Origin of the sequence: Pandoraea sp. PE-S2T-3, from assembly GCF_002179965.1 — a bacterium.
Lineage (GTDB): Bacteria > Pseudomonadota > Gammaproteobacteria > Burkholderiales > Burkholderiaceae > Pandoraea.
Window position 1 is genome coordinate 203,132 of sequence record NZ_NGUQ01000037.1, and the last position, 23,334, is coordinate 226,465.

General features: G+C 62.1%; 14 protein-coding genes, 2 tRNA genes and 1 pseudogene. 11 read left to right on the forward strand and 6 right to left on the reverse strand.

Annotation, left to right across the window (positions count from 1 at the left end; genetic code table 11):
- Positions 1–74 precede the first annotated feature (74 nt).
- Positions 75–908, reverse strand: a complete 834-nt coding sequence (locus tag CDV46_RS23220; RefSeq protein WP_249277483.1) for a TetR/AcrR family transcriptional regulator — start codon at positions 906–908, stop codon at positions 75–77.
- A 447-nt stretch (positions 909–1,355) separates the two neighbouring features.
- On the opposite strand from CDV46_RS23220, the gene tig reads away from it, so the two are divergent.
- The 8 genes from tig (at position 1,356) to CDV46_RS23260 (ending at position 10,440) form a co-directional block, all read left to right on the forward strand.
- Positions 1,356–2,696, forward strand: coding sequence for a trigger factor (gene tig, locus CDV46_RS23225; RefSeq protein WP_058378340.1), 1,341 nt, complete (start codon positions 1,356–1,358; stop codon positions 2,694–2,696).
- A 127-nt stretch (positions 2,697–2,823) separates the two neighbouring features.
- A complete protein-coding gene (gene clpP, locus CDV46_RS23230) occupies positions 2,824–3,477 on the forward strand; it encodes an ATP-dependent Clp endopeptidase proteolytic subunit ClpP (RefSeq protein ID WP_170935944.1) in 654 nt (217 codons plus the stop codon).
- Positions 3,478–3,718: 241 nt separating this feature from the next.
- Complete coding sequence (clpX, locus tag CDV46_RS23235) at positions 3,719–4,999, forward strand: ATP-dependent Clp protease ATP-binding subunit ClpX (RefSeq protein WP_058378342.1); 1,281 nt, start codon at positions 3,719–3,721, stop codon at positions 4,997–4,999.
- A 194-nt stretch (positions 5,000–5,193) separates the two neighbouring features.
- Positions 5,194–7,614 (forward strand): endopeptidase La, encoded by a 2,421-nt coding sequence (gene lon, locus CDV46_RS23240; RefSeq protein WP_058380233.1) that lies wholly within the window; start codon positions 5,194–5,196, stop codon positions 7,612–7,614.
- 323 nt (positions 7,615–7,937) lie between these two features.
- Complete coding sequence (locus CDV46_RS23245; protein WP_058378343.1) at positions 7,938–8,210, forward strand: HU family DNA-binding protein; 273 nt, start codon at positions 7,938–7,940, stop codon at positions 8,208–8,210.
- 56 nt (positions 8,211–8,266) lie between these two features.
- Positions 8,267–8,342 (forward strand) — tRNA-Val (locus CDV46_RS23250).
- A 14-nt stretch (positions 8,343–8,356) separates the two neighbouring features.
- Positions 8,357–8,433, forward strand: a tRNA-Asp gene (locus CDV46_RS23255).
- Between the two features lie 84 nt (positions 8,434–8,517).
- Positions 8,518–10,440 carry a SurA N-terminal domain-containing protein gene (locus CDV46_RS23260; RefSeq protein ID WP_087687888.1) on the forward strand — a complete coding sequence of 641 codons (1,923 nt, stop codon included), beginning with the start codon at positions 8,518–8,520 and terminating at the stop codon, positions 10,438–10,440.
- 118 nt (positions 10,441–10,558) lie between these two features.
- Here CDV46_RS23260 and CDV46_RS23265 read toward each other — a convergent pair whose 3' ends face one another.
- Together CDV46_RS23265 and CDV46_RS23270 are read right to left on the reverse strand one after the other, a co-directional pair.
- Entirely contained in the window at positions 10,559–11,389 is an 831-nt protein-coding gene (locus CDV46_RS23265) for a hypothetical protein (protein WP_087725259.1), read from the reverse strand.
- A gap of 281 nt (positions 11,390–11,670) precedes the next feature.
- Entirely contained in the window at positions 11,671–12,369 is a 699-nt protein-coding gene (locus tag CDV46_RS23270) for an arylesterase (protein WP_087725262.1), read from the reverse strand.
- On the opposite strand from CDV46_RS23270, the gene CDV46_RS23275 reads away from it, so the two are divergent.
- Entirely contained in the window at positions 12,368–13,060 is a 693-nt protein-coding gene (locus tag CDV46_RS23275; RefSeq protein ID WP_087687885.1) for an ABC transporter ATP-binding protein, read from the forward strand. The two genes, CDV46_RS23270 and CDV46_RS23275, sit on opposite strands and share 2 nt — an antisense overlap.
- 108 nt (positions 13,061–13,168) lie before the next feature.
- Here CDV46_RS23275 and pgi read toward each other — a convergent pair whose 3' ends face one another.
- From pgi to CDV46_RS23290, 3 genes and pseudogenes are all read right to left on the reverse strand, one after another.
- The gene (pgi, locus tag CDV46_RS23280) at positions 13,169–14,827 is read right to left on the reverse strand and encodes a glucose-6-phosphate isomerase (protein WP_170935928.1); all 1,659 of its coding nucleotides are present in this window, start codon (positions 14,825–14,827) and stop codon (positions 13,169–13,171) included.
- 149 nt (positions 14,828–14,976) lie between these two features.
- Positions 14,977–16,618 (reverse strand): annotated as a pseudogene (locus tag CDV46_RS27730) (NAD(P)H-hydrate dehydratase).
- 346 nt (positions 16,619–16,964) lie between these two features.
- A complete protein-coding gene (locus CDV46_RS23290; RefSeq protein WP_087725264.1) occupies positions 16,965–18,239 on the reverse strand; it encodes a D-amino acid dehydrogenase in 1,275 nt (424 codons plus the stop codon).
- 251 nt (positions 18,240–18,490) lie between these two features.
- Between CDV46_RS23290 and purL the strand changes: the two genes are divergently transcribed.
- A complete protein-coding gene (gene purL / locus CDV46_RS23295) occupies positions 18,491–22,522 on the forward strand; it encodes a phosphoribosylformylglycinamidine synthase (protein WP_087725266.1) in 4,032 nt (1,343 codons plus the stop codon).
- Positions 22,523–22,700: 178 nt separating this feature from the next.
- A complete protein-coding gene (locus CDV46_RS23300; protein ID WP_087725268.1) occupies positions 22,701–23,330 on the forward strand; it encodes a hypothetical protein in 630 nt (209 codons plus the stop codon).
- Positions 23,331–23,334: the final 4 nt, after the last annotated feature.

The window sequence follows — 23,334 nt, forward strand, 5'->3', positions numbered from 1 at the left end:
TCATCGTTGAGCCGTCTGACGGCGCGCGGTGTGTGGCGCGCCGGCGACGGCTTCTTGTCAGACCATCTGGCGCGTTATTGGTGCGCCATGTCGTTTTCGTTCTGCGTCTGGCCGTTCTCGGGACGTGCGTTCGACCCATCGTCACCGGATCCACTGGGTTCGATATGACCGGCTTCCCGGGGCGGCGTGACGTCGGCATCCTTTGCAAGCGCGAAGACGGCAGCGAAGCTCGCCAGTTGTTCTTCCCCCGGCATCGGGGCCTTGAGCGCCGCAACCATCAGTGCGGTCAGGCGGGCCACCACTTGCAGATCCCCCATCGGCTGCCCTTGGGCAAATGTGTCGATCAGGCGTGTGGTGTCGCTGCTGGCGAGCACGCCGGAAAGGGCCTGTAACGCGAAATGCAGACGCCAGCCCAATTCCTGGCGCGGCAGTTCGGGCAGGGCACGCGCGAAGGCCTCGAAGAAACGCTCGAAGACCGGTGCGTAGTGCTGTTGCAGATAGTCGCGAATAAACGGCGACGGGTCGGCGTAGACGCGCCCGAGCAGGCGCAGGAACGCCGGGCCGCCGATGTCGCGATGATGAGAAATGGCCAACGCAGGGATGAACATTGCCCCCAGCACGTGCTCGCAAGTGAGCTTGGGCGCGGGCCACGCGGACTCGGCGCGCGTGAGTAGGGCGAGACGCTCGTCGTTGAGCCGGTCGAGCCGGCGCGAGAGCATGGCCTGGAGCAGCGTTTCCTTGCTGCCGAAGTGATAGTTCACGGCTGCCAGATTGACCTCGGCGCGCGATGTGATCTGGCGCAAGGACATGGCTTCGTAGCCGTATTCGATGAAAAGATCTTCTGCGGCATCGAGAATGCGCAGTTTGGTATCACCGGCTTGTCGGCCGGCCGACGGGCGAGGGCTCACGACGAACCTCCATTGGGACGCGACACAGCGCCGCGTCATCTAGATGAACTTTCGTTTCATTCAAACGTTCGATTGAATCGTAGGCGGGGAATGCCCATCTCCCAAGATCTTTTTCTGGGCGTGGCCCTCTAATGTTCAGTCCTGGGCCGTGGACGGGCGTGCTGGCGTACGCAGAAGCGCATTTGGTGCACGAAATCGGGGGAGAAATAGGCGGCTTTGCCCGATTTCTCCGATTTCGGGCCGAAAGTCTGGAGGCGTGGCAATAGTTTGCTAAAATGTCCCGCTTTACGTGCAAGACCATTTGGCGCTACCCCGATTCGTCGGGGGCGGAGGGAAGCCGGCAAGTCATTGCCGGTTCCGGCCCAAGGTTGATTAACTGACTGGGTCCGCTTGCGGCATTTCCCTCGCCGCAACACAGAACGACCCTCTGGATGGATGAATATCCTCATGACTATCTCTGTTGAAAACCTCGGCAAGCTCGAGCGTCGCTTTACCATCGCCCTGCCCAAGCAGGAAGTCGAGAAAGAAGTTGCAGCTCGCATTCAGAAGCTGTCGAAGACGGTGCGCATGCCGGGTTTCCGCCCGGGCAAGGTGCCCCTGAAGATGGTCACCCAGCAGTACGGTGGTCAGGTCGAAGCCGAAGTCGTCAGCGACAAGGTCGGTCAGCAATTCTTCGAAGTCAGCAAGGCGCAAGACCTGCGCGTCGCCGGCCAGCCGCGCTTCGCGCCGAAGGCTGACGGTGCCGACACCGAATACGCATTCGACGCCACGTTCGAAATCTACCCGGAAGTGAAGATCGGTGACCTGGCCACGGCCGAAGTCAACCGCACGACGACCGACGTCTCGGAAGCCGAAATCGATCGCACGATCGACATTCTGCGCAAGCAACGCGTGCACTACCACGTGCGCGGCGAAGCCGGTGCTCACGGCGACGGCGGCACGGTGGAAGCCAAGGAAGGCGACCGCGTGACGGTCGACTTCGTCGGCAAGATCGACGGCGAAGTGTTCGCTGGCGGTTCGGCTGAAGACTTCGTGTTCGTGCTCGGCGAAGGCCGCATGCTGCCGGAGTTCGAGAAGGCAACCCTGGGTCTGAAGGTTGGCGAGTCGAAGGAATTCGAACTCAAGTTCCCGGACGAGTACCACGGCAAGGAAGTCGCCGGCAAGACGGCAACGTTCACCGTGACGCTCAAGAAGGTTGAGTGGGCACATCTGCCGGAAGTCGACACCGAGTTCGCCAAGTCGCTCGGCATCGCTGACGGCAGCATCGAAAAGATGCGCGCCGACATCAAGGAAAACCTGTCGCGCGAAGTGAAGCGTCGCACGCAGGCGCTCCTTAAAGATCAAGTGATGAACGCACTGATCTCGGTCTCGGAACTCGACGTGCCGAACGCTCTGGTCGAACAAGATCAGGAACGTCTGGTGGCGATGGCCCGTCAGGATCTGGCGCAACGTGGCGTGCCGAACGCCGGCAACGTGCCGATCCCGGCTGAAATGTTCAAGGAACAAGCCGAGCGCCGCGTCAAGCTGGGCCTGATTCTGGCCGAGCTGGTCAAGCAAAACGACCTGCAAGCCAAGCCGGAACAAATCAAGGCCGAAGTCGAAGAGTTCGCAAAGAGCTACGAAGACCCGCAAGAAGTCGTCCGCTGGTACTATGGCGATCAGCAGCGCATGGCGGAGATGGAAGGTTTCGTCGTCGAGAACAACGTTGTTGAGTTCGTCCTGAGCAAAGCGAAGGTGACGGACAAGCAAGTCAGCTTCGAAGAGCTGGCTGGCAACACGCAAAACTGATCGACCTCGATACATCGCGTTTGACCTGCTGCGGCCGCAAGGCCGCAGCAGTGTTTCCAACCGGCCTTTTCGGGCCTCCTCCCTGCGGCGCGCAAAACCATCTCGATAGAAGGGTCGAACCGTCATGATTACCCGTTCCGAATTGCTCGCCCAACTCGCTTCCCCGACGCACAACTCCGCTCTCGAATCGCAGGCCCTTGGCCTGGTGCCGATGGTCGTCGAGCAAAGTGGTCGTGGCGAACGCGCATACGATATCTACTCGCGACTCCTCAAGGAGCGCATTATTTTCATGGTGGGCGAGGTCAACGACCAGACCGCCAACCTCGTTGTCGCCCAGTTGCTGTTCCTCGAGAGCGAAAATCCGGACAAGGAAATCTCGATGTACATCAACTCGCCGGGTGGTTCGGTTTCGGCCGGCCTGGCAATGTACGACACGATGCAGTTCGTCAAACCGGCCGTCTCGACGCTGTGCATGGGCATGGCTGCCAGCATGGGCGCGTTTTTGCTGGCTGCGGGCGAGAAGGGCAAGCGTTTCGCGCTGCCGAACGCCCGGATCATGATTCACCAGCCGTTGGGCGGTGCACGTGGTCAGGCGTCGGACATCGAAATCCACGCCCGCGAAATCCTGCTGCTCAAGGAACGCCTCAACAAGCTGCTCGCCGAGAACACTGGCCAGTCGCTGGAAGTCATCGCGCGCGACACCGATCGCGATAACTTCAAGTCGGCGGCGGATGCCGTCGAGTACGGGCTCATCGATCGCGTGCTGGAAAAGCGTCCCTGAGGTGTCCCTGGGCCGGTACCCGGCCCGGGCGCCTGACGGCAAAATTGGCGCGACATCGGGTTTTTCGACGTGAAAGTCCGGATGTTCGCGCCAAGTCTTTGTCGTAAAAGGAAAATTATCGCTGTCGCGGGTGGGCCACACGCCCGCGCGGCATGGCGTTACAATGGAATTCACTATGCCGCGTTTGCCGCCCCCATCGGGGGACGACCGGGGCGCAAATTGCTAGCAGGCTGACACAGATATGGTGGATAAAAAAAGCACTTCCAACGGCGAAAAGCTACTCTACTGCTCCTTCTGCGGAAAGAGTCAGCATGAGGTCAAGAAGCTCATCGCAGGTCCGTCCGTGTTTATCTGCGACGAGTGCATTGATCTGTGCAACGAGATCATTCGCGACGAGGCCGCTGCGGCCGAAGACGAGAGCGGTAGTGGCGGCAAGTCGGATTTGCCCTCGCCGCAGGAGATTCGCGAAAGCCTCGATCAGTATGTGATCGGTCAGGATCGCGCCAAGAAGATTCTGGCGGTCGCGGTCTACAACCATTACAAACGGTTGAAGCACATCGGCGACAAGCGCGACGAGGTCGAACTCTCCAAGAGCAACATCCTGCTGATCGGGCCGACCGGCTCGGGCAAGACGCTGCTCGCGCAAACGCTCGCCCGTCTGCTCAACGTGCCCTTCGTGATTGCCGATGCCACCACGCTGACCGAAGCCGGTTACGTCGGTGAAGACGTCGAAAACATCATCCAGAAGCTCCTGCAAAACTGCAATTACGAGATCGAGCAGGCGCAGAAGGGCATTGTTTATATTGACGAAATCGACAAGATCAGCCGCAAGTCGGACAACCCCTCGATCACGCGCGACGTGTCGGGCGAGGGTGTTCAGCAAGCGCTGCTGAAGCTGGTTGAAGGCACGATGGCTTCGGTGCCGCCGCAAGGCGGGCGCAAGCACCCGAACCAGGACTTCATCCAGGTCGACACCACGAACATCCTGTTCATCTGCGGCGGCGCGTTTGACGGTCTCGAAAAGATCATCATGAACCGCACCGAGAAGACGGGTATCGGTTTCGGTGCGACTGTCAAAACGGGCGAAGAGCGTGACGCCGGCGAACTGCTACTCGAAACCGAGCCGGAAGATTTGATCAAATTCGGTCTGATTCCGGAGCTGATCGGTCGTCTGCCGGTGGTTGCCACGTTGGGTAAGCTTGACGAGGACGCACTGGTCACGATCCTGATCGAGCCGAAGAATGCACTGCTCAAGCAATATCAGCGCCTGTTTGCGATGGAAGGCGTCGAGCTGGAAATTCGCCCGGCAGCGCTGCATGCGGTGGCCCGCAAGGCCATCAAGCGCAAGACCGGCGCGCGTGGCCTGCGTTCGATCATCGAACAGGCACTGCTCGAAGTGATGTACGAGTTGCCGTCACTCAAAGGGGTGACCAAGGTGATTCTGGACGATAACGCGATCAGCGGCGACGGCAAACCGCTCTTGATCTACCAGGAGTCGCCCAAGGTTGCCGGCTCTAACTGAACGGTCAACTCAGTGATACCCAAAGCCGTTCATGGAAACATGGACGGCTTTTTTTCCTTCATACTAGTGCCACGGGCAATGAAACCCCGAGTGGTGCACCTTACCGGCAGAAGGGTTGTTTCACCCCCTTGTAATTCCTGTCGGCGGCCTCAATTAGCTGGAACACAACGGTATCGTTAATTATGGGGAACGAGATGTCAGGCACCCAAATCCTCCCGCCCGAAGCGATTCAACTGCCCCTGTTGCCTCTGCGCGACGTGGTCGTGTTTCCGCACATGGTGATTCCCCTCTTCGTGGGGCGTCCGAAGTCGATTAAAGCGCTTGAAACCGCCATGGAAGGCGGCAAGCACATCATGCTGGTCGCCCAGAAAGCGGCCGCCAAGGATGAGCCCACGGCCAAAGATCTCTATGAGATCGGCTGCGTGGCGAACATCCTTCAAATGCTCAAACTGCCCGATGGCACCGTCAAGGTGCTCGTCGAAGGCATTCAGCGTGCACGCACGATCAGCGTGGACGAAGAAGAGACACAATTCACGTCTGAAGTCATGCCGCTCGAACCGGATGATGGCAACTCGCCGGAATCCGAGGCGCTGCGTCGCGCCATCGTGGCGCAGTTCGATCAGTACGTGAAACTCAACAAGAAGATTCCGCCGGAGATCCTGACCTCGCTGTCGGGCATCGACGAAGCGGGTCGTCTGGCTGACACCATCGCAGCGCACCTGCCGCTCAAGCTTGAGCAGAAGCAGAAGATTCTCGAAATGTTCCCGGTCATCGAGCGCCTCGAACATCTGCTGGCGCAACTCGAAAGCGAGATCGACATTCTCCAGGTGGAGAAGCGTATCCGCGGCCGCGTGAAGCGTCAGATGGAGAAGAGCCAGCGCGAGTACTACCTGAACGAACAGGTCAAGGCCATTCAGAAGGAACTGGGCGAAGGCGAAGAAGGTGCGGATCTCGAAGAACTCGAGAAGCGCATCAAGGGCGCTCATCTGCCCAAGGAAGCTAAGAAGAAGGCCGACGCCGAACTCAAGAAGCTCAAGCTGATGTCGCCGATGTCGGCAGAAGCGACCGTCGTGCGCAACTACATCGACACGCTGGTCGGTCTGCCGTGGCGCAAGAAGAGCAAGGTGAACAATGACCTGACGAACGCCGAAAAGGTGCTCGATGAAGACCACTTCGGTCTCGAGAAGGTCAAGGAACGCATCCTTGAGTATCTTGCTGTGCAACAGCGCGTGGACAAGGTGAAGGCGCCGATTCTGTGCCTGGTGGGGCCCCCGGGTGTCGGTAAGACGTCGCTTGGTCAGTCGATCGCTCGTGCAACGAACCGCAAGTTCGTGCGCATGGCATTGGGTGGCGTGCGCGACGAGGCCGAGATTCGCGGTCACCGCCGGACGTACATTGGTTCGATGCCGGGCAAGATTTTGCAGAGCCTGTCGAAGGTGGCTGTGCGCAATCCGCTGTTCCTGCTCGACGAAGTGGACAAGATGGGCATGGACTTCCGTGGCGACCCGAGTTCGGCGCTGCTCGAAGTGCTGGATCCGGAACAGAACCACACGTTCTCGGACCACTACGTCGAAGTCGACTTCGATCTGTCGGACGTGATGTTCGTGGCGACGTCGAACTCGCTGAACATCCCGGCACCGCTGCTCGATCGTATGGAAGTGATTCGCCTGTCGGGTTACACGGAAGACGAGAAGGTCAACATCGCCCAGCGTTATCTCCTGCCGAAGCAGAAGAAGAACAACGGGTTGAAGGAAGGCGAGATCGATCTGACCGAAGCCGCGATTCGCGACATCATTCGCTACTACACGCGTGAAGCGGGTGTGCGTTCGCTGGAACGCGAGATCTCGAAGATCTGCCGCAAGGTCGTGAAGATGCTGCTGCTCAAGAAGGTCGACGGTACGTCGATCAAGGTTGATGCGGGCAATCTCGACAACTTCCTCGGCGTGCGCAAGTTCGACTTCGGTCTGGCGATGAAGGAAAACCAGATCGGCCAGGTCACGGGTCTTGCGTGGACGGAAGTGGGCGGCGATTTGCTGACCATCGAAGCCGCCGTGATGCCGGGCAAGGGCAACATCATTCGCACGGGTTCGCTCGGCGACGTGATGAAGGAGTCGGTCGAAGCTGCACGTTCGGTGGTGCGTTCGCGCTCGCGTCGTCTGGGTGTGTCCGATGAGCAGTTCGAGAAGAAGGACATCCACATTCACGTGCCCGAGGGTGCGACGCCGAAGGACGGTCCGTCCGCCGGTATCGCGATGACCACGGCGCTCGTTTCGGTGCTCACCGGTATTCCGGTGCGTGCAGATGTGGCGATGACCGGTGAGATTACGCTGCGCGGTGAAGTGCTGCCGATCGGTGGTCTCAAGGAAAAGCTGCTCGCAGCGCATCGTGGCGGCATCAAGCTCGTGTTGATTCCGGAAGAGAACGTGAAGGATCTCGCCGAGATTCCCGATACGGTCAAGAACGCGCTGGAGATCATGCCGGTGCGCTGGATCGACCGAGTGCTGGAGCTGGCGCTGGAGCACGCGCCGGCACCGCTGCCCGAGGAAGAGCCGAAGGCAGCACCGGTGACGCCGAATGCCGATGGCAGCGGCAAGCAGGAAGTCATCAAGCACTGAGACGTCAGCATGTGACGAGGAACGGCGAACGACGATCATCGATATCGATGTCGATGTCGATGTCGTTCGCCAAACCGAAAGTCTGCAAAAAGCTCGGGGTTTTCCCCGGGCTTTTTTTATTCACGCAAAGTGGTCGAAAATAGCGTCCGGAAGTGATGACTCAGGAGTGCTTCCTAAGCCGCCAAAACAGCGCAAAACGGCTTGACATCAGGGTTTGCGGCTTGTCTAATGGCAAAGCCAGCGGACCTTCGCAGATCAATGTCAAGGCGCGTTAAGAGCGCCTCCGCGGCTCAATCGCCTACTATCCTTGCAAGGGGGTTACAGTGAATAAGACGGAACTGATCGATCATATCGCGGGTGAGGCAGACATTTCGAAAGCCGCTGCCGGTCGTGCACTCGATGCTTTTGTGGGTGCAGTAAAGAAAGCGTTGAAGAAGGGTGACGATGTGACGTTGGTGGGCTTCGGTACCTTCCACGTGACGAAGCGCGCAGGACGCACGGGGCGCAATCCGCGCACTGGCGCAGCGATCAAGATCAAGGCAGCGAAGGTTCCGAAATTTCGCCCTGGCAAAAATCTGAAAGATACAGTAAACTGATCGACTTTCCTGCCTAGGCAGGGAGCAGCAGTAAGAACAAAACTAGAATCGGGAACGGGTGCTTAGCTCAGTTGGTAGAGCGGCGCCCTTACAAGGCGTAGGTCGGGGGTTCGAGCCCCTCAGCACCCACCAGTTCCAGATCTTGGGGAGCGGTAGTTCAGTTGGTTAGAATACCGGCCTGTCACGCCGGGGGTCGCGGGTTCGAGCCCCGTCCGCTCCGCCAAATTGTGAAAAGGCGAACTTCGGTTCGCCTTTTTTGCCATATGGACGTCCCAAAGACGCTTCCTGACGACTCTTCCGATTTCGTATGTTCGACTTCATTCGGCGCCACCAACGATTGGTTCTCATTTTCCTGACGGTGTTGATCGTGCCGTCGTTTGTGGTGTTTGGCGTTCACGGCTTGCAGGAGTACACCTCGGATGCAGGCACGATCGCCAAGGTCGGCGATCAGACCGTGACGCGCCAGGAGTACGACAGCGTGCTGCGAGCACAAACCGAGCGCATGCAGCAGATGTTCGGCGGTGCCGTCGATGCCAGTCAAATCAACACGCCTGAAATGCGTAGCGCCGTGCTGGACAACCTGATCCAGCAGAAGCTGCTCACGCAGGAAACCCTCAAGAAGAATCTGTCGGTGCCCGACACGCAAGTGCGCGAAGCGCTGCTCGCGATTCCCGCGATTGCGCAACTGCGCCGCGCGGATGGTTCGATCGACGACGTCGCTTACGAACAACTGCTGGCGGCACAGAACCTCACGCCGCAGCGTCTCGAAGCGCAGATTCGCTACGAACTCGCATCGAACCAGCTGCCGGCCAGCGTGCAGGCGAGCGCCATGCTCCCCAAGGCCGTCATCGATCGTTTCGCGCAACTGCGCGCGCAACAGCGTGATGTCGCCGCACTGACGTTCCCGGTGTCTGACTTCGCCGGCAAGGTCACGCCGACGCAAGCGCAGGTGCAGGCGTATTACGACGCCCACAAGGCGGCGTTCCAGACGCCCGAGTCGGCCGAGATCCAGTACGTGGTGCTCGACCCGAAAGCCATGCCGGCATCGGCACTGGCAGCGCCGAGCGATGACGTGCTGCGCAAGATGTACAACGACAATCTGAAGCAGTACACGACGCAGGAAGAGCGCCGTGCCTCGCACATTCTGATTGCATCGCCGGCGGACGCTTCGCCTGCCGATCACGCGAAAGCGAAGGCCAAGGCCGACGACCTGCTCGCGCAACTGAAGAAGAACCCGAACGACTTTGCCAAGCTGGCCAGCCAGAACTCGGAAGATCCGGGCTCGAAGGCCAACGGCGGCGATCTGGGCTTCTTCACGCGTGACGCGATGGTCAAGCCGTTCGCCGATGCTGCGTTCGCACTCAAGAGCGAAGGTGACGTGAGCGACGTGGTGAAGAGTGACTTCGGTTATCACATCATCAAGTTGACGGGCATCAAGCCGGCAACGACCAAGCCGTTTGAAGACGTGAAGGCGCAACTGGCCGATCAGTATCGCCAGCAGGAATCGGCCAAGGCGTATGCCAAGCTCGCCGACCAGTTCACCAACGCTGTGTACGAACAACCTGACAGCCTGCAACCGGTCGCCGACAAGCTGAACATCAAGGTGCAGACGGCGCAGGTCACGCGCACGGCAAACCCGGCGCAGGCGCAGAGCCCGATCGGCAACGAGAAGCTGCTGAAGGCCGTGTTTGCCGACGAATCGCTCAAGAACAAGCGCAACACCGAAGCCGTGGATGTGGGTCAGGGCGTGCTGGTGTCGGCGCACGTGGTGACCTATCACCCGGCCGCAACGCCGCCGCTCACGCAGGTGGAAGCGCAGGTCAAGCAGCAGTTGGTGGCTGACATGGCGGCGCAGGAAGCGAAGAAGGCCGGCGAGGCCAAGCTCGATGCGCTGAAGAAGGGCGGCGATGGCGCGTTCAGTGCCACGCAGACGATCTCGCGTGACAACCCGGGCAAGCTGCCGCCGAACGCCCTGACGGCAATCTTCGGTGCCGATACGGCGAAGCTGCCGGCTTACGTGGGTGTCGATCTGGGCGACGGTCAGGGCTACGCGGTGTTCCGCATCAGCAAGGTCACGCAACCGACCGCGCAAGATCCGCAGCGTTTGGCCGCAGAAACGCAGCAGTTGAACCAGTTGGCCGCACAAGCCGAGTGGAATGCGTGGGTTGGCGATCTGCGGGCTCGTTCGAAGGTCAAGGTCGTCAATGACGTGACCAAGTCGGGCACCTGATTCAGCGGATTCCACGGATCTCACGATCCAACGCACGACCACCGGCGCAGGCCGGGTAGCAAGAAAAAGCGCGGCTCGATAGCCGCGCTTTTTTTATGGTGTCGCCGGTTGGACGCACTCACTGTTTTCTGGCCGGCACCAGCAGGTAAAACTCGCGGGTATCCGAGCTTAGGATGACAACGCGATTCCTCAGAATATCCATGCCAATGGTGCCGAGCGTTGTTGATCCTCCTTCTTGGACAGCATCCGCTTCGGCCACGAGAACATTTCGGTGCTCGATGCCGTTCAACGTGAAGCTGACGCGACGCATATACGTCTTGTTGGTCAGCACATTGCCCCACAGGTCTGCGATTCGTGTCGTCGCGGGAACCTTCGGCCGCGCCGAAACGAGCGTCCTGAGAAGGTTGGACTGCTCCGCTCCGGAATCCACCGTGACAGGAATCTTCGCGTCATACAGGCCGAGCGAGGTCGCCATGACGCGATGGGGGTTGGGTATGCCGCGTCCTCGTGCAAGCCGGTAGGCAGGCGTTTCGTCGATGTCAAACGCCGGGCTGACGAAGAAGCAATCCCGATCGAAATCAAGCACCGCAAATGATCGACGGCTGCCCGCGATTTCATGGGCGGTAACTTGTGGGCTGAGAATGCCGGACAGACCGTCGTCGGCGAGGATTGACGGTGGAATCCAGTGAAACGGTGAGTCGAATGTGTCGTGAAGACCATCGCTCATGCGGTGGGATGCCTGCGTGGACTGCGCTTGCGCCACCTCGGTCTGGACGATCATCTTCGGGCCGGAGGCAGCCTTAGTGGAAAGAGACGTGTCCCAGAGCACGTTGAGATTGGTGCCAGTATCGAGAAGCAGGCGGCGAGGCTGCCCGTCAATTTCCACCGTGACAAATGGCGCGGCTTTGGTTTCCGGATTCAAATAACCGATCTTGGATTCAAACGACACGTTTGCCGAGGGCCAAGGTGACGCGCAAGTCGCCGCACTCGCGACTGCGGTGGAAACGGGTAACAGGCAGGCTGTTGCCAGTAGGTAGATAGTTCGACCAAGTTGAATACCGTGTCTCCCGAGTTCTCCGATACGCAAGAATTACGCCGCATTCGTGCGAGCGACGAATGCGGCGATTCGGTAGTCGGCGTTAGGGAATCAGGCTATCGGGAAACGAGCGAAGCGTCTTTGGGGCGCTTCCGAGTTTCGATTGACGGCGCGCCTTGCGGAACGTCGGAGGGTCACGCCCCCGGTTTCACCGCCCGTCCGCTCGCGGCTCGCGGCGGCACTTTGCCGGCAGGTTTGAGCAGGGGCGCCACGGTCGGCCAGACGTTTTGCAGAATTTGCGGATGTGCCTTCGCTAGCGGGTGAATCTGGTCTTGCTGGAACCAGTCGGGATGCTCGATCACGCCGTCGAGCAGGAACGGCACGTAGCCCGTCTTTTCCTGCTTGGCGAGGGTGGCGAACATCGAGAAGAACTGCTCGCCGTACTCGGTGCCGTAGTTCGGCGGGATGCGCATGCCGACCACGATCACCCGGCTGCCGGCCTTGCGTGACGACTCGATCATTTCGCGCAGATTGGCGCGCGTGAGATCCAGTGAAATGCCGCGTAAGGCATCATTGCCGCCCAGCTCCAGAATCGTGATCGCGGGATGATAGCGATCGAGCAACGGCGCCAGACGTGCCCGGCCGCCGCTTGTGGTATCGCCACTGATACTGGCGTTGACAACGTTATAATCGAAACCGCTTTGCGCAACTTTTTGTTGCATAAGGTTCACCCAGCCTGCGCCGCGAGCGATGCCGTACTCGGCGGACAGGCTGTCGCCCACGACCAGAATTGTCGGCGCGCCAGAACTTGCCGCGTGCGCCGCGGTCCCTGTCAGGATGCAGCAGCCTACGAGGGCTGAGGCGGCCAATTTCAAGAACTGTCTTCTTGCCATGTCGTTTTCCGAAAACGTAATTGAAGTGCGGGGTCTGGGCAAACGGTTGCGCGATGCCACCGGTGAGCTCGTCATTTTGCAGGATATCGATTTTTCCGTCGCAAAAGGCCAGAGCGTAGCGATTGTCGGGGCCTCGGGCTCGGGCAAATCGACGTTGCTGGGCCTGATGGCTGGGCTCGATACAGCAACCGACGGTAGCGTCACGCTCCTCGGCAAGTCGCTCGGCGAGCTCGATGAAGAGGGGCGCGCCGCCTTGCGACGCGGCGCGATCGGCTTCGTCTTCCAGTCATTCCAGTTGATGCCCCACCTGACGGCGCTCGAGAACGTGATGCTCCCGCTCGAACTGCTGGGTGAGACACGGGAAGTACGTAATCGTGCGATCGAGTTGCTCGAACAGGTGGGCTTGGGCTCGCGCCTCACGCATTATCCGAAACAGCTTTCCGGCGGCGAGCAGCAGCGCGTGGCGCTTGCCCGGGCGTTTGTCACCCAACCGGTCGTGCTGTTTGCCGATGAGCCGACCGGTAGTCTCGACACGGCGACCGGCGAGCGTGTCATCGATCTGATGTTCTCGCTCAACGAGGCAAGCGGCGCAACGCTCGTGCTCGTGACCCATGATCTGGCAATCGCCGAGCGTTGCGACGCGACGGTGCAACTCGCTGGTGGCCGTCTGGTCGATGGTGTGGCTGCCTGACAGGCGATCTTTCTGATGGACTGGCGGCGCGATGCACGCAACGTGCTCGCGCCGCCTGTGCTTGCACGCACCGACCAGCAAACACTGGCAGGTGGCAGCAAATCACGATCAGCGCTTGGGCTTCAACGCCTCACCCGCCAGTCGAATCAACGATGCCGTCGAGGCGTCGTGCGCATCGGGCGTGAGCGTCGACGGATCGACCAGCTCGGGCTCTATGGCGCGGCAGAGCGTCTTGCCCAACTCGACGCCCCATTGATCGAACGGATTGATGTTCCAGATCGCTGCTTGCACGAACACCTTGTGTTCATAAAGCGCGATCAACGCACCCAGACGCTCCGGCGAGAGCTTGTCGATCACCAGCGTGTTGCTCGGCCGGTTGCCTTCGAAACGTCGTTGGGCACCCAGCGGGCCGCCAGCCTGCTCCGGCGTCGCCATCGATCCCCCTTGCAGCAACGCTTCGCTCTGCGCAAAGCAGTTGGCGAGCAGCTTGCGATGATGATCGAGGTAGACCGGCTGCGAATACTGCGGCTGAAGCACGGCGATGAAATCCACCGGCACGAGCGTGGTGCCTTGGTGCAGCATCTGGAAATAGGCGTGCTGGCCATTCGTGCCGGGTTCGCCCCAGATGATCGGTGCGGTTTGCCATGCCACCGGCGTGCCGTCGATCTGCACCGATTTGCCGTTGCTCTCCATGTCGAGCTGCTGCAAATAGGGCGGCAGCTTCTGGAGGGCGTCGGTGTACGGGGCAATCGACAGCGTCTGCGCGTCGAAGAAGTTGCGATACCAGATGCCCAGCAGCGCGAGCAGCACCGGCATATTGGCTTCGAGCGGGGCCGTGCGGAAGTGCTCGTCCATGGCATGCGCACCGGCCAGCATTTCGTCGAAATGCTGCGCGCCGAGGTACAGCATGATGATCAATCCGACGGACGACCAAAGCGAATACCGCCCGCCGACCCACTCGCCGAATTCGAAAACGTTCTCCCGCCCGATGCCAAAGCGCGTCGCTTCTTCGACGTTCGTCGAGACGGCGACGAAATGCTTGCCGAGTTCAGACTCAGGAATGCCATGTTCGATGAACCACGCGCGAATGGTGCGCGCGTTGGTCATCGTCTCGAGCGTGGTGAACGTCTTTGAGCAGACGACGACCAGCGTGGTTTCCGGGTCGAGCGTGGGCAGGGTGCGTGCGAGTTCTGTCGGATCGATGTTCGCGATGAAGTGCGCCGACAAATTGGCCCGCCCATACGCGGCAAGGGCGTCGCACACCATGCGCGGCCCGAGATCGGAGCCGCCGATGCCGATGTTGATCAGATGACGGATGCGCTTGCCCGTGGCACCCAGCCAGCGGCCATCGCGTACCTCGTCGCTGAACTTGCGCATGCGCGCGAGCGTCGCGTGCACGCCGGTGCTGACGTCGCCCGTGGTGTCACGGAACGTGACGCCTTTCGGCGCGCGCAGCGCGATATGCAGGGCGGCACGGTCTTCGGTGACGTTGACGTGTTCGCCGGCCCACATCGCATCGCGCTTGCCGGGCACGTCGCATTCGCGGGCGAGATGGGCGAGCAGGGTGCGCGTCTTTTCGGTAACGCGATTTTTCGAATAGTCGAGGTATAAGCCGGCGGCGCGCAGCGAGAATTGTTCAACGCGCGAGCTCGCGCCAGCACCCGCGAACCAGTCGCGCATATGCTGGCTGGCGATCTCGTCACGGTGTTCGAGCAGGGTGCGCCAGGCGGGAGTTTGATCCAGACGAAAGGACGGCTTCGACGACATGTGCAATATGTTCTTTTCGGTAGGACGAAGTATAACGGGAGTCTCCGTGAATTTACGCCGAAAACCGGTTCCTGCGCTGGTTTGCGGGGCGATTTGCGGGGCTGGCGGCGATCGTTGAAGTCCGCCATCGATCGCTCACCCCGCCACATTCATGACGGCGCTCGCCTGAGCGCCGCTGCCAGTTCGGCGCGCATGGCCGGTAAAAGTTCAGAGGCGGTCAAGCCCGCCGGGCCCGTACCCTCGCTCAGACACCTCTCGGCGGCACGTCCGTGCAGCCAGACGCCGGCCAGGGCCGCGGTGGCGGCAGGCATGCCTTGCGCCAGCATCGCGCCGATCATGCCGGTCAGCACGTCGCCCGTGCCTGCCGTCGCAAGCCCTGCGTTGCCGGTCGTGTTGACCCATGCGTGCGAGCCGTTGTCGATGATGCTGCCCGACCCCTTCAGCACGACGGTGGCGCCGAAATACCGGGCCAGCGTGCGGGCGGAGGTGAGCCGGTCCGACTGAATGCGCTGCACGTCACAGCCGGCGAGCCGCGCGGCCTCAAGCGGGTGAGGCGTAAGCACCGTGGGGCCGGTACGGCCGCGCACCCGCTCGGCGAGCGCCGGTTCTGCCGCGAGCAGGTTGAGCGCGTCGGCGTCGAGCACGAGCGGGGTGTGTTCCCACGCCAGCACGCGAGAGAGGCATGCAGAGGATGCGGCCGAGGTGCCCAGCCCGGGGCCGATAGTGACGGCCTGCATGGCGGCGAGATCGATGCCCTCTGCGTGACGCAGCATCAGTTCGGGGTGAACCGGGTCCCACGCCGGGGCCTCCTGCGCCACGAAACCCACGTAGACCCGCCCGACGCCGTTCATCAACGCCGCGCGTGCGCTCAGTAGCGGCGCACCGATCATGCCGTCGTGGCCGCCCAGCACGGCGAGCGAGCCGTAGCTGCCCTTGTGGGAGGCATGGTGACGTTGTGGCAGGTCCGCAAGAAAGGCGCTCGGGGTGTTGGTCGACAGCGATGACGTGGATGCCGCCGTAGACAGTGCGTCATCGGCACCCAAGGTGGCCACCAGCACGCGGCCGGCGATGTCGCGTCCTTCGCCGGTCAAAAGCCCCGGGCAGGCGCCCAGCATGGCGATGGTGACGTTTGCACGGATGACAGGGCCACTGGCGACGCCGGTCGCAGCACCAAGGCCGCTGGGGATATCGGATCGCGAGCACCGGCGTGCCTTGGGCATGCGCATAGGCAATGTTCTCGACAAGGCGACCGGCCGGGCCATTGAGCGGGCGCGACAAGCCGATGCCGAACAAGCCATCCACGATCCACGCATAGGTCGAAGGCTGCGGCCATACGTCCGGCGCGGGGCGCACGGGCACGCCAGCGGCGAGGGCTTCGCCATGTGCCCATTTCGCGTCATCGGCGGCGGGTGGCGCGAGCTGCCAGACGTCGACCAGCACGCCGCGACGATGCATCTCGCGGGCCGCGACATAGGCATCGCCGCCGTTGTTGCCGGGGCCCGCGAGCAACAGCACGGGCTGGCGTCCGGCCGTCGCGAGTGACGGTAATTGTCCATACAACCAGTCGGCGACAACCGCGCCCGCGCGCGCCATCAGCGTGTGCGGCGGCAATTGCGCGGCGCTTGCGCGTTCGATCTCACGCAAATCGGCAGGTAAATACAGGGGGAGCGGTGTGTCGGCGAGCGGACCGTCGACGATGTCGGACGGCTGAGGCAATCGGGACGGCCTCGCGAGCGGACTCGGGCTCGCGGGGGCGGCGGCAGAATCGTCGACACGCAAGTGATCGGTCATGACAGGCATAACTCCCGGAAAGCCACGGCGGCGTCGATGGCGGTGAGCCTGTTCCCCCGGGATTCTGCGAAAACGATGCGTTCCGATGCGTTCGTCGCGCGTGGCGGCGGAACACTCGACGGATGGTTCGGCAGAACGGGCAGAACGGGCGGATCAAGCGAATCAGGCGGCAATTCGACGATTATGCCGTGAATGCAGCGGGGTGCCTGCCAGCGCATTCCCCGATGGGCTGTCGGCATTCACTGACAGCGCACGCACATTCGGTGCGCGCGCCATCAGGACGATCGGGCGATCGATGCAGTCAGTGGGGCCAGTGAGCCTAGGGAGCCTAGTGGGCCTAGTGAGCCTAGTGAGCGTAGCGGGCCAGCGTAAGCCCGTCGAGGTCGATGTCGGGCGGCTGGCCGGAGATCACGTCGGCCAGCACACGGCCGGAGCCGCAGGCCATCGCCCAGCCGGTCGAGCCATGGCCGAGATTGAGGTAGATGCCGGGCAAGTGCGTAGCGCCGAGCAGCGGCGGACCATCGGGCAGCATCGGACGCGCACCGACCCAGGCACGGGCCTCGCGGTACTTGCCGGCGCCCGGGAACCAGTCCGTCGCCACTTTGTAGAGCGTGGCGATGGCGCGCTCGCGCAGCACCAACTGGGTGTCGCCCAGTTCGGCGGTACCCGCGATGCGCAACCGGTTGCCCTGCGGGGTGATGGCCGTCTTGTAGGACTCGTCCATCACGGCGATGCGCGGGCTGAACATTTCGTTCTTCACGGGCACGGTGAGCGAGTAGCCCTTGATTGGCCAGAGCGGCAAATCGATGCCGAGCGGCTTCAGCAGCGCCGTGCTTGCCACGCCGGCCGCAATGACCACGGCATCGGCTTCCATCGACGTGATTTGCAGCGGCTGCGCGGTGCTGGCGGTCTCGACGGTCACACCGGCGCGCCCGAGATTCGGACGCACGGCCAGCACGGTCGTTTCGGTCGCGAGCGTCACGCCCATGTCGCGGGCGATCTGGGCGAGGCGCTTGGTGAAGAGGGGGCAGTTGCCGGTTTCGTCGCGCGGCAGATGCAGCCCGCCAGCCAGCGGCGCATCGGTCGAAATCGAGGGTTCGAGCTTGCGGCACTCGTCCGGCGTGAGCAGGCGGTGCGGCACCTCGTTCTCGGCGAGCATGGCGCGCGCCGGTTCGTTCATCTTGATTTCGCGCTCGGAACGGAACAGTTGCAGGTACCCCTGCGTTTGTTCGTATTCGAAGAGATGCTGCTCGCGCAGCTCGTGCAGGCAGCGCTGGCTGTAGAACGCAATGCGTTGCATACGCTCGCGATTGGCGCGATAGCGCTCGAGCTTGCATTCGCGCAACCAGCGCGACGCCCAGCGCCACGTACCGCGCGACAGGCCGGGACGGAAGATGAGGGGGCTCGCTGCACTGAACATGTAGCCGAGCAGCTTGCGCGGCATGCCGGGGGCGGCCCACGGCGTCACGTAGCCGGGCGCAATGACGCCGGCGTTGCCGAAGCTGCTTTCCTGCGCGACCGTGCTGTTGCGCTCGACGAGCGTAACCGTATGCCCCGCGGCGGCCAGATAGTAGGCGGTGCAAGTGCCGATAACCCCGCCGCCGATAACGATGACCTTCATTCCCAACCGTCTGGTGTGTGGCGAACGCCCGTACGTTCGCTTGTTAGTGTAGTTCTGTGTCTCCTGACTGAACCGACCGCGTGCCATAAATCTTGGGCAGCGCGTGTTCGTCACGGGGGGCATAGGTTACCAGAGAGCGGCCGCGGCGGGGCGCGAAGACGTTTCTCACTCGGGTATAACCCCGGGTAAGCAGGGTATAATCCCGGTTTGTCGTTCCCCCGCGTTTTGAACGCCTCGCCTTCCGTCCTTCCATGACTCACATTGCCTGCTTCGCCGGCGCCTTGGCGCTCTCCGAATTCCGCCAGCAACGTCTTTTGCAGACCCTGCAAGCCATCGACAGCTCGATCGTGCGTATTGACGCGCGCTACGTGCATCTGGTGGCCAGCGCCGCGCCGCTATCGAGCGACGACGTGGCCCGTGTTGCCGGCCTGCTGACCTACGGTGAACCGGTGCGTGAAGAGCCGGTCGGCGATCAGTTGCTGGTGATCCCGCGTCTGGGCACGATCTCGCCGTGGGCGAGCAAGGCCACCGACATTGCCCACAACTGCGGCATTGCGGATGTGCGCCGTATCGAGCGCGCCGTTGAATACACCGTCGGCGTGAAGTCGGGCCTGCTGGGCGGCAAGAAGTCGCTGCCCGCCGACGTGCTGGCGCGCGTGGCCGACGTGCTGCACGACCGCATGACCGAAACCGTGGTCGCCACCCGTAAAGACGCCGAAGTGCTCTTCGTCGAACTGCCGGCCAAGCCGTTGCAGACGATCGACGTGATCGGCGTAGGCCGTAGCGCCCTCGAAGCGGCCAACCGCGATCTGGGTCTGGCGCTCGCCGAAGACGAAATCGACTATCTGGTCGAAGCCTTCGTCGCCCTGAAGCGCAACCCGACCGATGTCGAATTGATGATGTTCGCGCAGGCCAACAGCGAGCACTGCCGTCACAAGATTTTCAATGCCCAGTGGACCATCGACGGCGAGGCGCAAGACAAGTCGCTGTTCCAGATGATCAAGAACACGCACCAACTGCACCCGCAAGGGACGGTGGTCGCGTATTCGGACAACGCCTCGGTGATGGAAGGTGCCGAGGTCGAGCGCTGGTATCCGCGCGGCGCCGACGCCAAGTACGGCCGCAGCGTCGAGCTCACGCACACGCTGATGAAGGTCGAGACGCACAACCACCCGACGGCCATTTCGCCGTTCCCGGGCGCTTCGACGGGCGCGGGCGGCGAAATTCGCGACGAAGGCGCGACGGGCCGTGGATCGACGCCGAAGTCGGGCCTGACCGGTTTCACCGTGTCGAATCTGGCCCTGCCGGACGCGCGTGAGCCGTGGGAAAACGACCGCGACGTCGCCGTGCCGCCGTCGCTGCGCAAGCCCGATGACACCGGCGCCGACTATGGCCGCCCGGACCGTATCGCTTCGCCGCTGCAAATCATGATCGACGGCCCGCTCGGCGGCGCTGCGTTCAACAACGAATTCGGCCGTCCGAACATCGGCGGCTACTTCCGTGCCTACGAACAAAACGTGGCTGGCCGCGTGCGCGGCTATCACAAGCCGATCATGATTGCCGGCGGCATGGGCAACATTGCGGCCCAACACACCCACAAGAACGACCTGCCTGCCGGCACGCTGCTGATTCAGATCGGCGGCCCGGGCATGCGTATCGGGATGGGCGGCGGCGCTGCCAGCTCGATGGCGACCGGCACCAACACGGCCGAACTCGACTTCGACTCGGTGCAACGCGGCAACCCGGAAATCGAGCGTCGCGCGCAGGAAGTCATTAACTGGTGCTGGCGCCAGGGCGAGGCCAACCCGATCCTGTCGATTCACGACGTGGGCGCGGGCGGTATCTCGAACGCCTTCCCGGAACTGGTGGACGGCGCAGGCAAGGGCGCGCTGTTCGATCTGCGTCAGGTGCAGTTGGAAGAGTCGGGCATGTCGCCCGCCGAAATCTGGAGCAACGAAGCGCAAGAGCGCTACGTGCTGGCCATCGCCCCGGACAGCTTCCCGGCATTTCAGGCCGTTTGCCAGCGCGAGCGTTGCCCGGTAGCCGTGGTCGGTGTCTCGACCGAAGAACGTCAACTGAAGCTGGTCGACCCGATGCATCCGGAATCGCCGGACCCGGTCGATATGCCGATGGACGTGCTGCTCGGCAAGCCGCCGCGTATGCACCGCGATGTCACGCGCGTGAAGGCGGAATTCCCGCCGGTCGACGTGACCGGCCTCTCGCTCGATGAAGTCGCGCGCGCCGTGCTGCGTCACCCGACGGTGGCGAGCAAGTCGTTCCTGATCACCATCGGTGACCGTACTGTGGGCGGCCTGACCGCACGCGATCAGATGGTCGGTCCGTGGCAGGTGCCGGTGGCCGATTGCGCGATTTCGTTGATGGATTACGCCGGTTTCCGTGGCGAAGCGATGACCATGGGCGAGCGTACGCCGCTCGCCGTGATCGACGCGCCGGCCTCGGGCCGCATGGCCGTGGGCGAAGCGATCACCAATATCGCTGCTGCGCCGATCAAGTCGCTCGACCAGATCAAGCTGTCGGCCAACTGGATGGCGGCTTGCGGTACCGAGGGTGAGGACGCTGCGCTGTTCGATACGGTCAAGGCCGTGGGCATGGAACTGTGCCCGGTGCTGGGTCTCTCGATTCCCGTCGGCAAGGATTCGTTGTCGATGCGTACCAAGTGGGAAGACAGCGGCCGCAACAAGGACGTGGTCTCCCCGGTGTCGCTGATCGTGTCGGCGTTTGCGCCGGTCGAAGACGTGCGCAGCCACCTCACCCCGCAACTGCGCTCGGTCGCAGAAGCCGGTGAGACCGTGCTGATTGCCATCGATCTGGGCCACAACAAGAACCGTCTGGGCGGCAGTATTCTCGCGCAGGTGACGCAGCAGATCGGTGACGTCACGCCGGACCTCGACGATCCGGCTGATCTCAAACGCTTCTTCGACGCTATTCAGCAGCTCAACGCCGACGGCAAGCTGCTCGCTTACCACGACCGTTCGGACGGTGGTCTGTTCGCCACGGTGGCCGAGATGGCGTTTGCGGGTCACGTGGGCGTATCGCTCAACGTCGACATGCTCACGCTGGACGAGGGCTTCGAGTCGGATTACGGCGACGCCAAGGACTGGGCGAAGCAGACTGTTGGCCGTCGCGAAGACAAGACGCTGCGTGCGCTATTCTCCGAAGAGCTCGGCGGTGTGATTCAGGTGCGCGCGAGCGATCGCGACGCGGTGTTGCAAGCGCTGCGCGAAGCCGGTCTGTCGGCCTGCACGAACGTGATCGGCAAGCCGAACCCGAACGACGTCATCGAAATCTATCGCGATGCGAAGAAAGTATTCGGTGCCCCGCGTGCCGAACTGCAACGCCTGTGGTCGGAAGTGAGCTGGCGTATTGCGCGTCTGCGTGACAACCCGGCTGCCGCCGATGCGGAATATGAAGCGCTGAACGACACCAGCGATCCGGGCCTCTCGCCGAAGCTCACGTTCGACGCGAACGAAGACATCGCCGCGCCGTTCATCGCGACCGGTGCGCGCCCGAAGGTGGCCGTGCTGCGCGAGCAAGGCGTGAACTCGCATCTGGAAATGGCCTATGTCCTCGACAAGGCCGGCTTCGAAGCATACGACGTGCACATGAGCGACCTGCTGGCAGGCCGTCAGGCGCTGGAAGACTTCAAGGGCTTTATCGCCTGCGGTGGTTTCTCGTACGGCGATACGCTGGGTGCGGGTGAAGGTTGGGCGAAGACGATTCTGTTCAACCCGGCACTGGCCGAGCAGTTTGCGGGCTTCTTCAACCGTACCGACACGTTCGCGCTGGGCGTGTGCAACGGTTGCCAGATGATGAGCAACTTGTCGAACCTGATTCCGGGCGCGGGTGCGTGGCCGAAGTTCACGTACAACCAGTCGAAGTACGAAGCGCGTCTGACGCAAGTTGAAGTGCTTGATTCGCCGTCGTTGTTCTTCAAGGACATGGCCGGCTCGCAACTGCCGATCGTGATCGCACACGGCGAAGGCTTCGCCAACTTCGGTCAGCAGGGCAACATCGATCAGGCAATCGCCGCGATGCGCTTTGTCGATCACCGTGGACAGCCGACCGAGCAGTATCCGTTCAATCCGAACGGTTCGCCGCGCGGTCTCACGTCGGTGACGACGGCCGACGGCCGCTTCACGGTCATGATGCCGCACCCCGAGCGCGTGTTCCGCACCGTGCAGATGAGCTGGGCACCGGCGCAGTGGGGTGAAGACAGCCCGTGGATGCGCATGTTCCGCAACGCACGTCGCTGGGTTGCGTAAAACGTTGTATTTCGTCTGACGGCGCTGCGGCGTCGGTGACGTAAAAAGCCGCCTGTCCTGTCATAGGGCAGGCGGTTTTTTATTGGGCGTGCGCTCAGTGTGCGCCTGTCAACGTTGACAGTTGTTGCGCCCGTGGTGCGCGTGGCCTGATACGAGCGTGAACCTTCAGGAGCGTGTCATGGAAATCGAATCGATCGTGAACCTCAAGCCCGGCATACTCGAAGCCACGGGCGGTAACGGCGACCTACTGCTGGTCGACGATTTTTACGATCGCGAATTCGTGCACATCGAAGTCCCGCAATACGACGGCATGGCCGCCGGGCAAACGGTTGGCGGTCGGTGGCGAGGACCGTCGTCCGTCTACGACACGTCAATCTGGACGGTCACGATTCCGGCGCGCGTCGCGTTGCGGGTGCCGCGCCGCGAAGTGCTCGACGCCATTGGCAATACCGTGGTGGTCACGTTCAGCGTCAAGCGCGGAAGCAGTCCTATCGAAATCTCCGACGCGCTGAACCTGCGAGTTCAGGGGACGCCGTTACCCATGCCGACCATCAATGCCGGCCGCACGCAAGTCACCGTCCTGTATGGCACGCAAGTGGTCGGGCAAACCGCCCGTGTGCGATGGGAAGGGCGCGTCGTTCGCGATACCGAACTTCAGGCGGTCGTGCCCGGACTGGCGAACACGTTCAACATTCCCGCAGGCTGGGTGAGCGAGAGCGCCGGGACGACGGTCTTCATCACGTACGCGATCGGCACGACGGCGAGTGACCCGTATCTGTTTTCGAGAGTGTTGAGGGTGGCGCTGTAAGGGA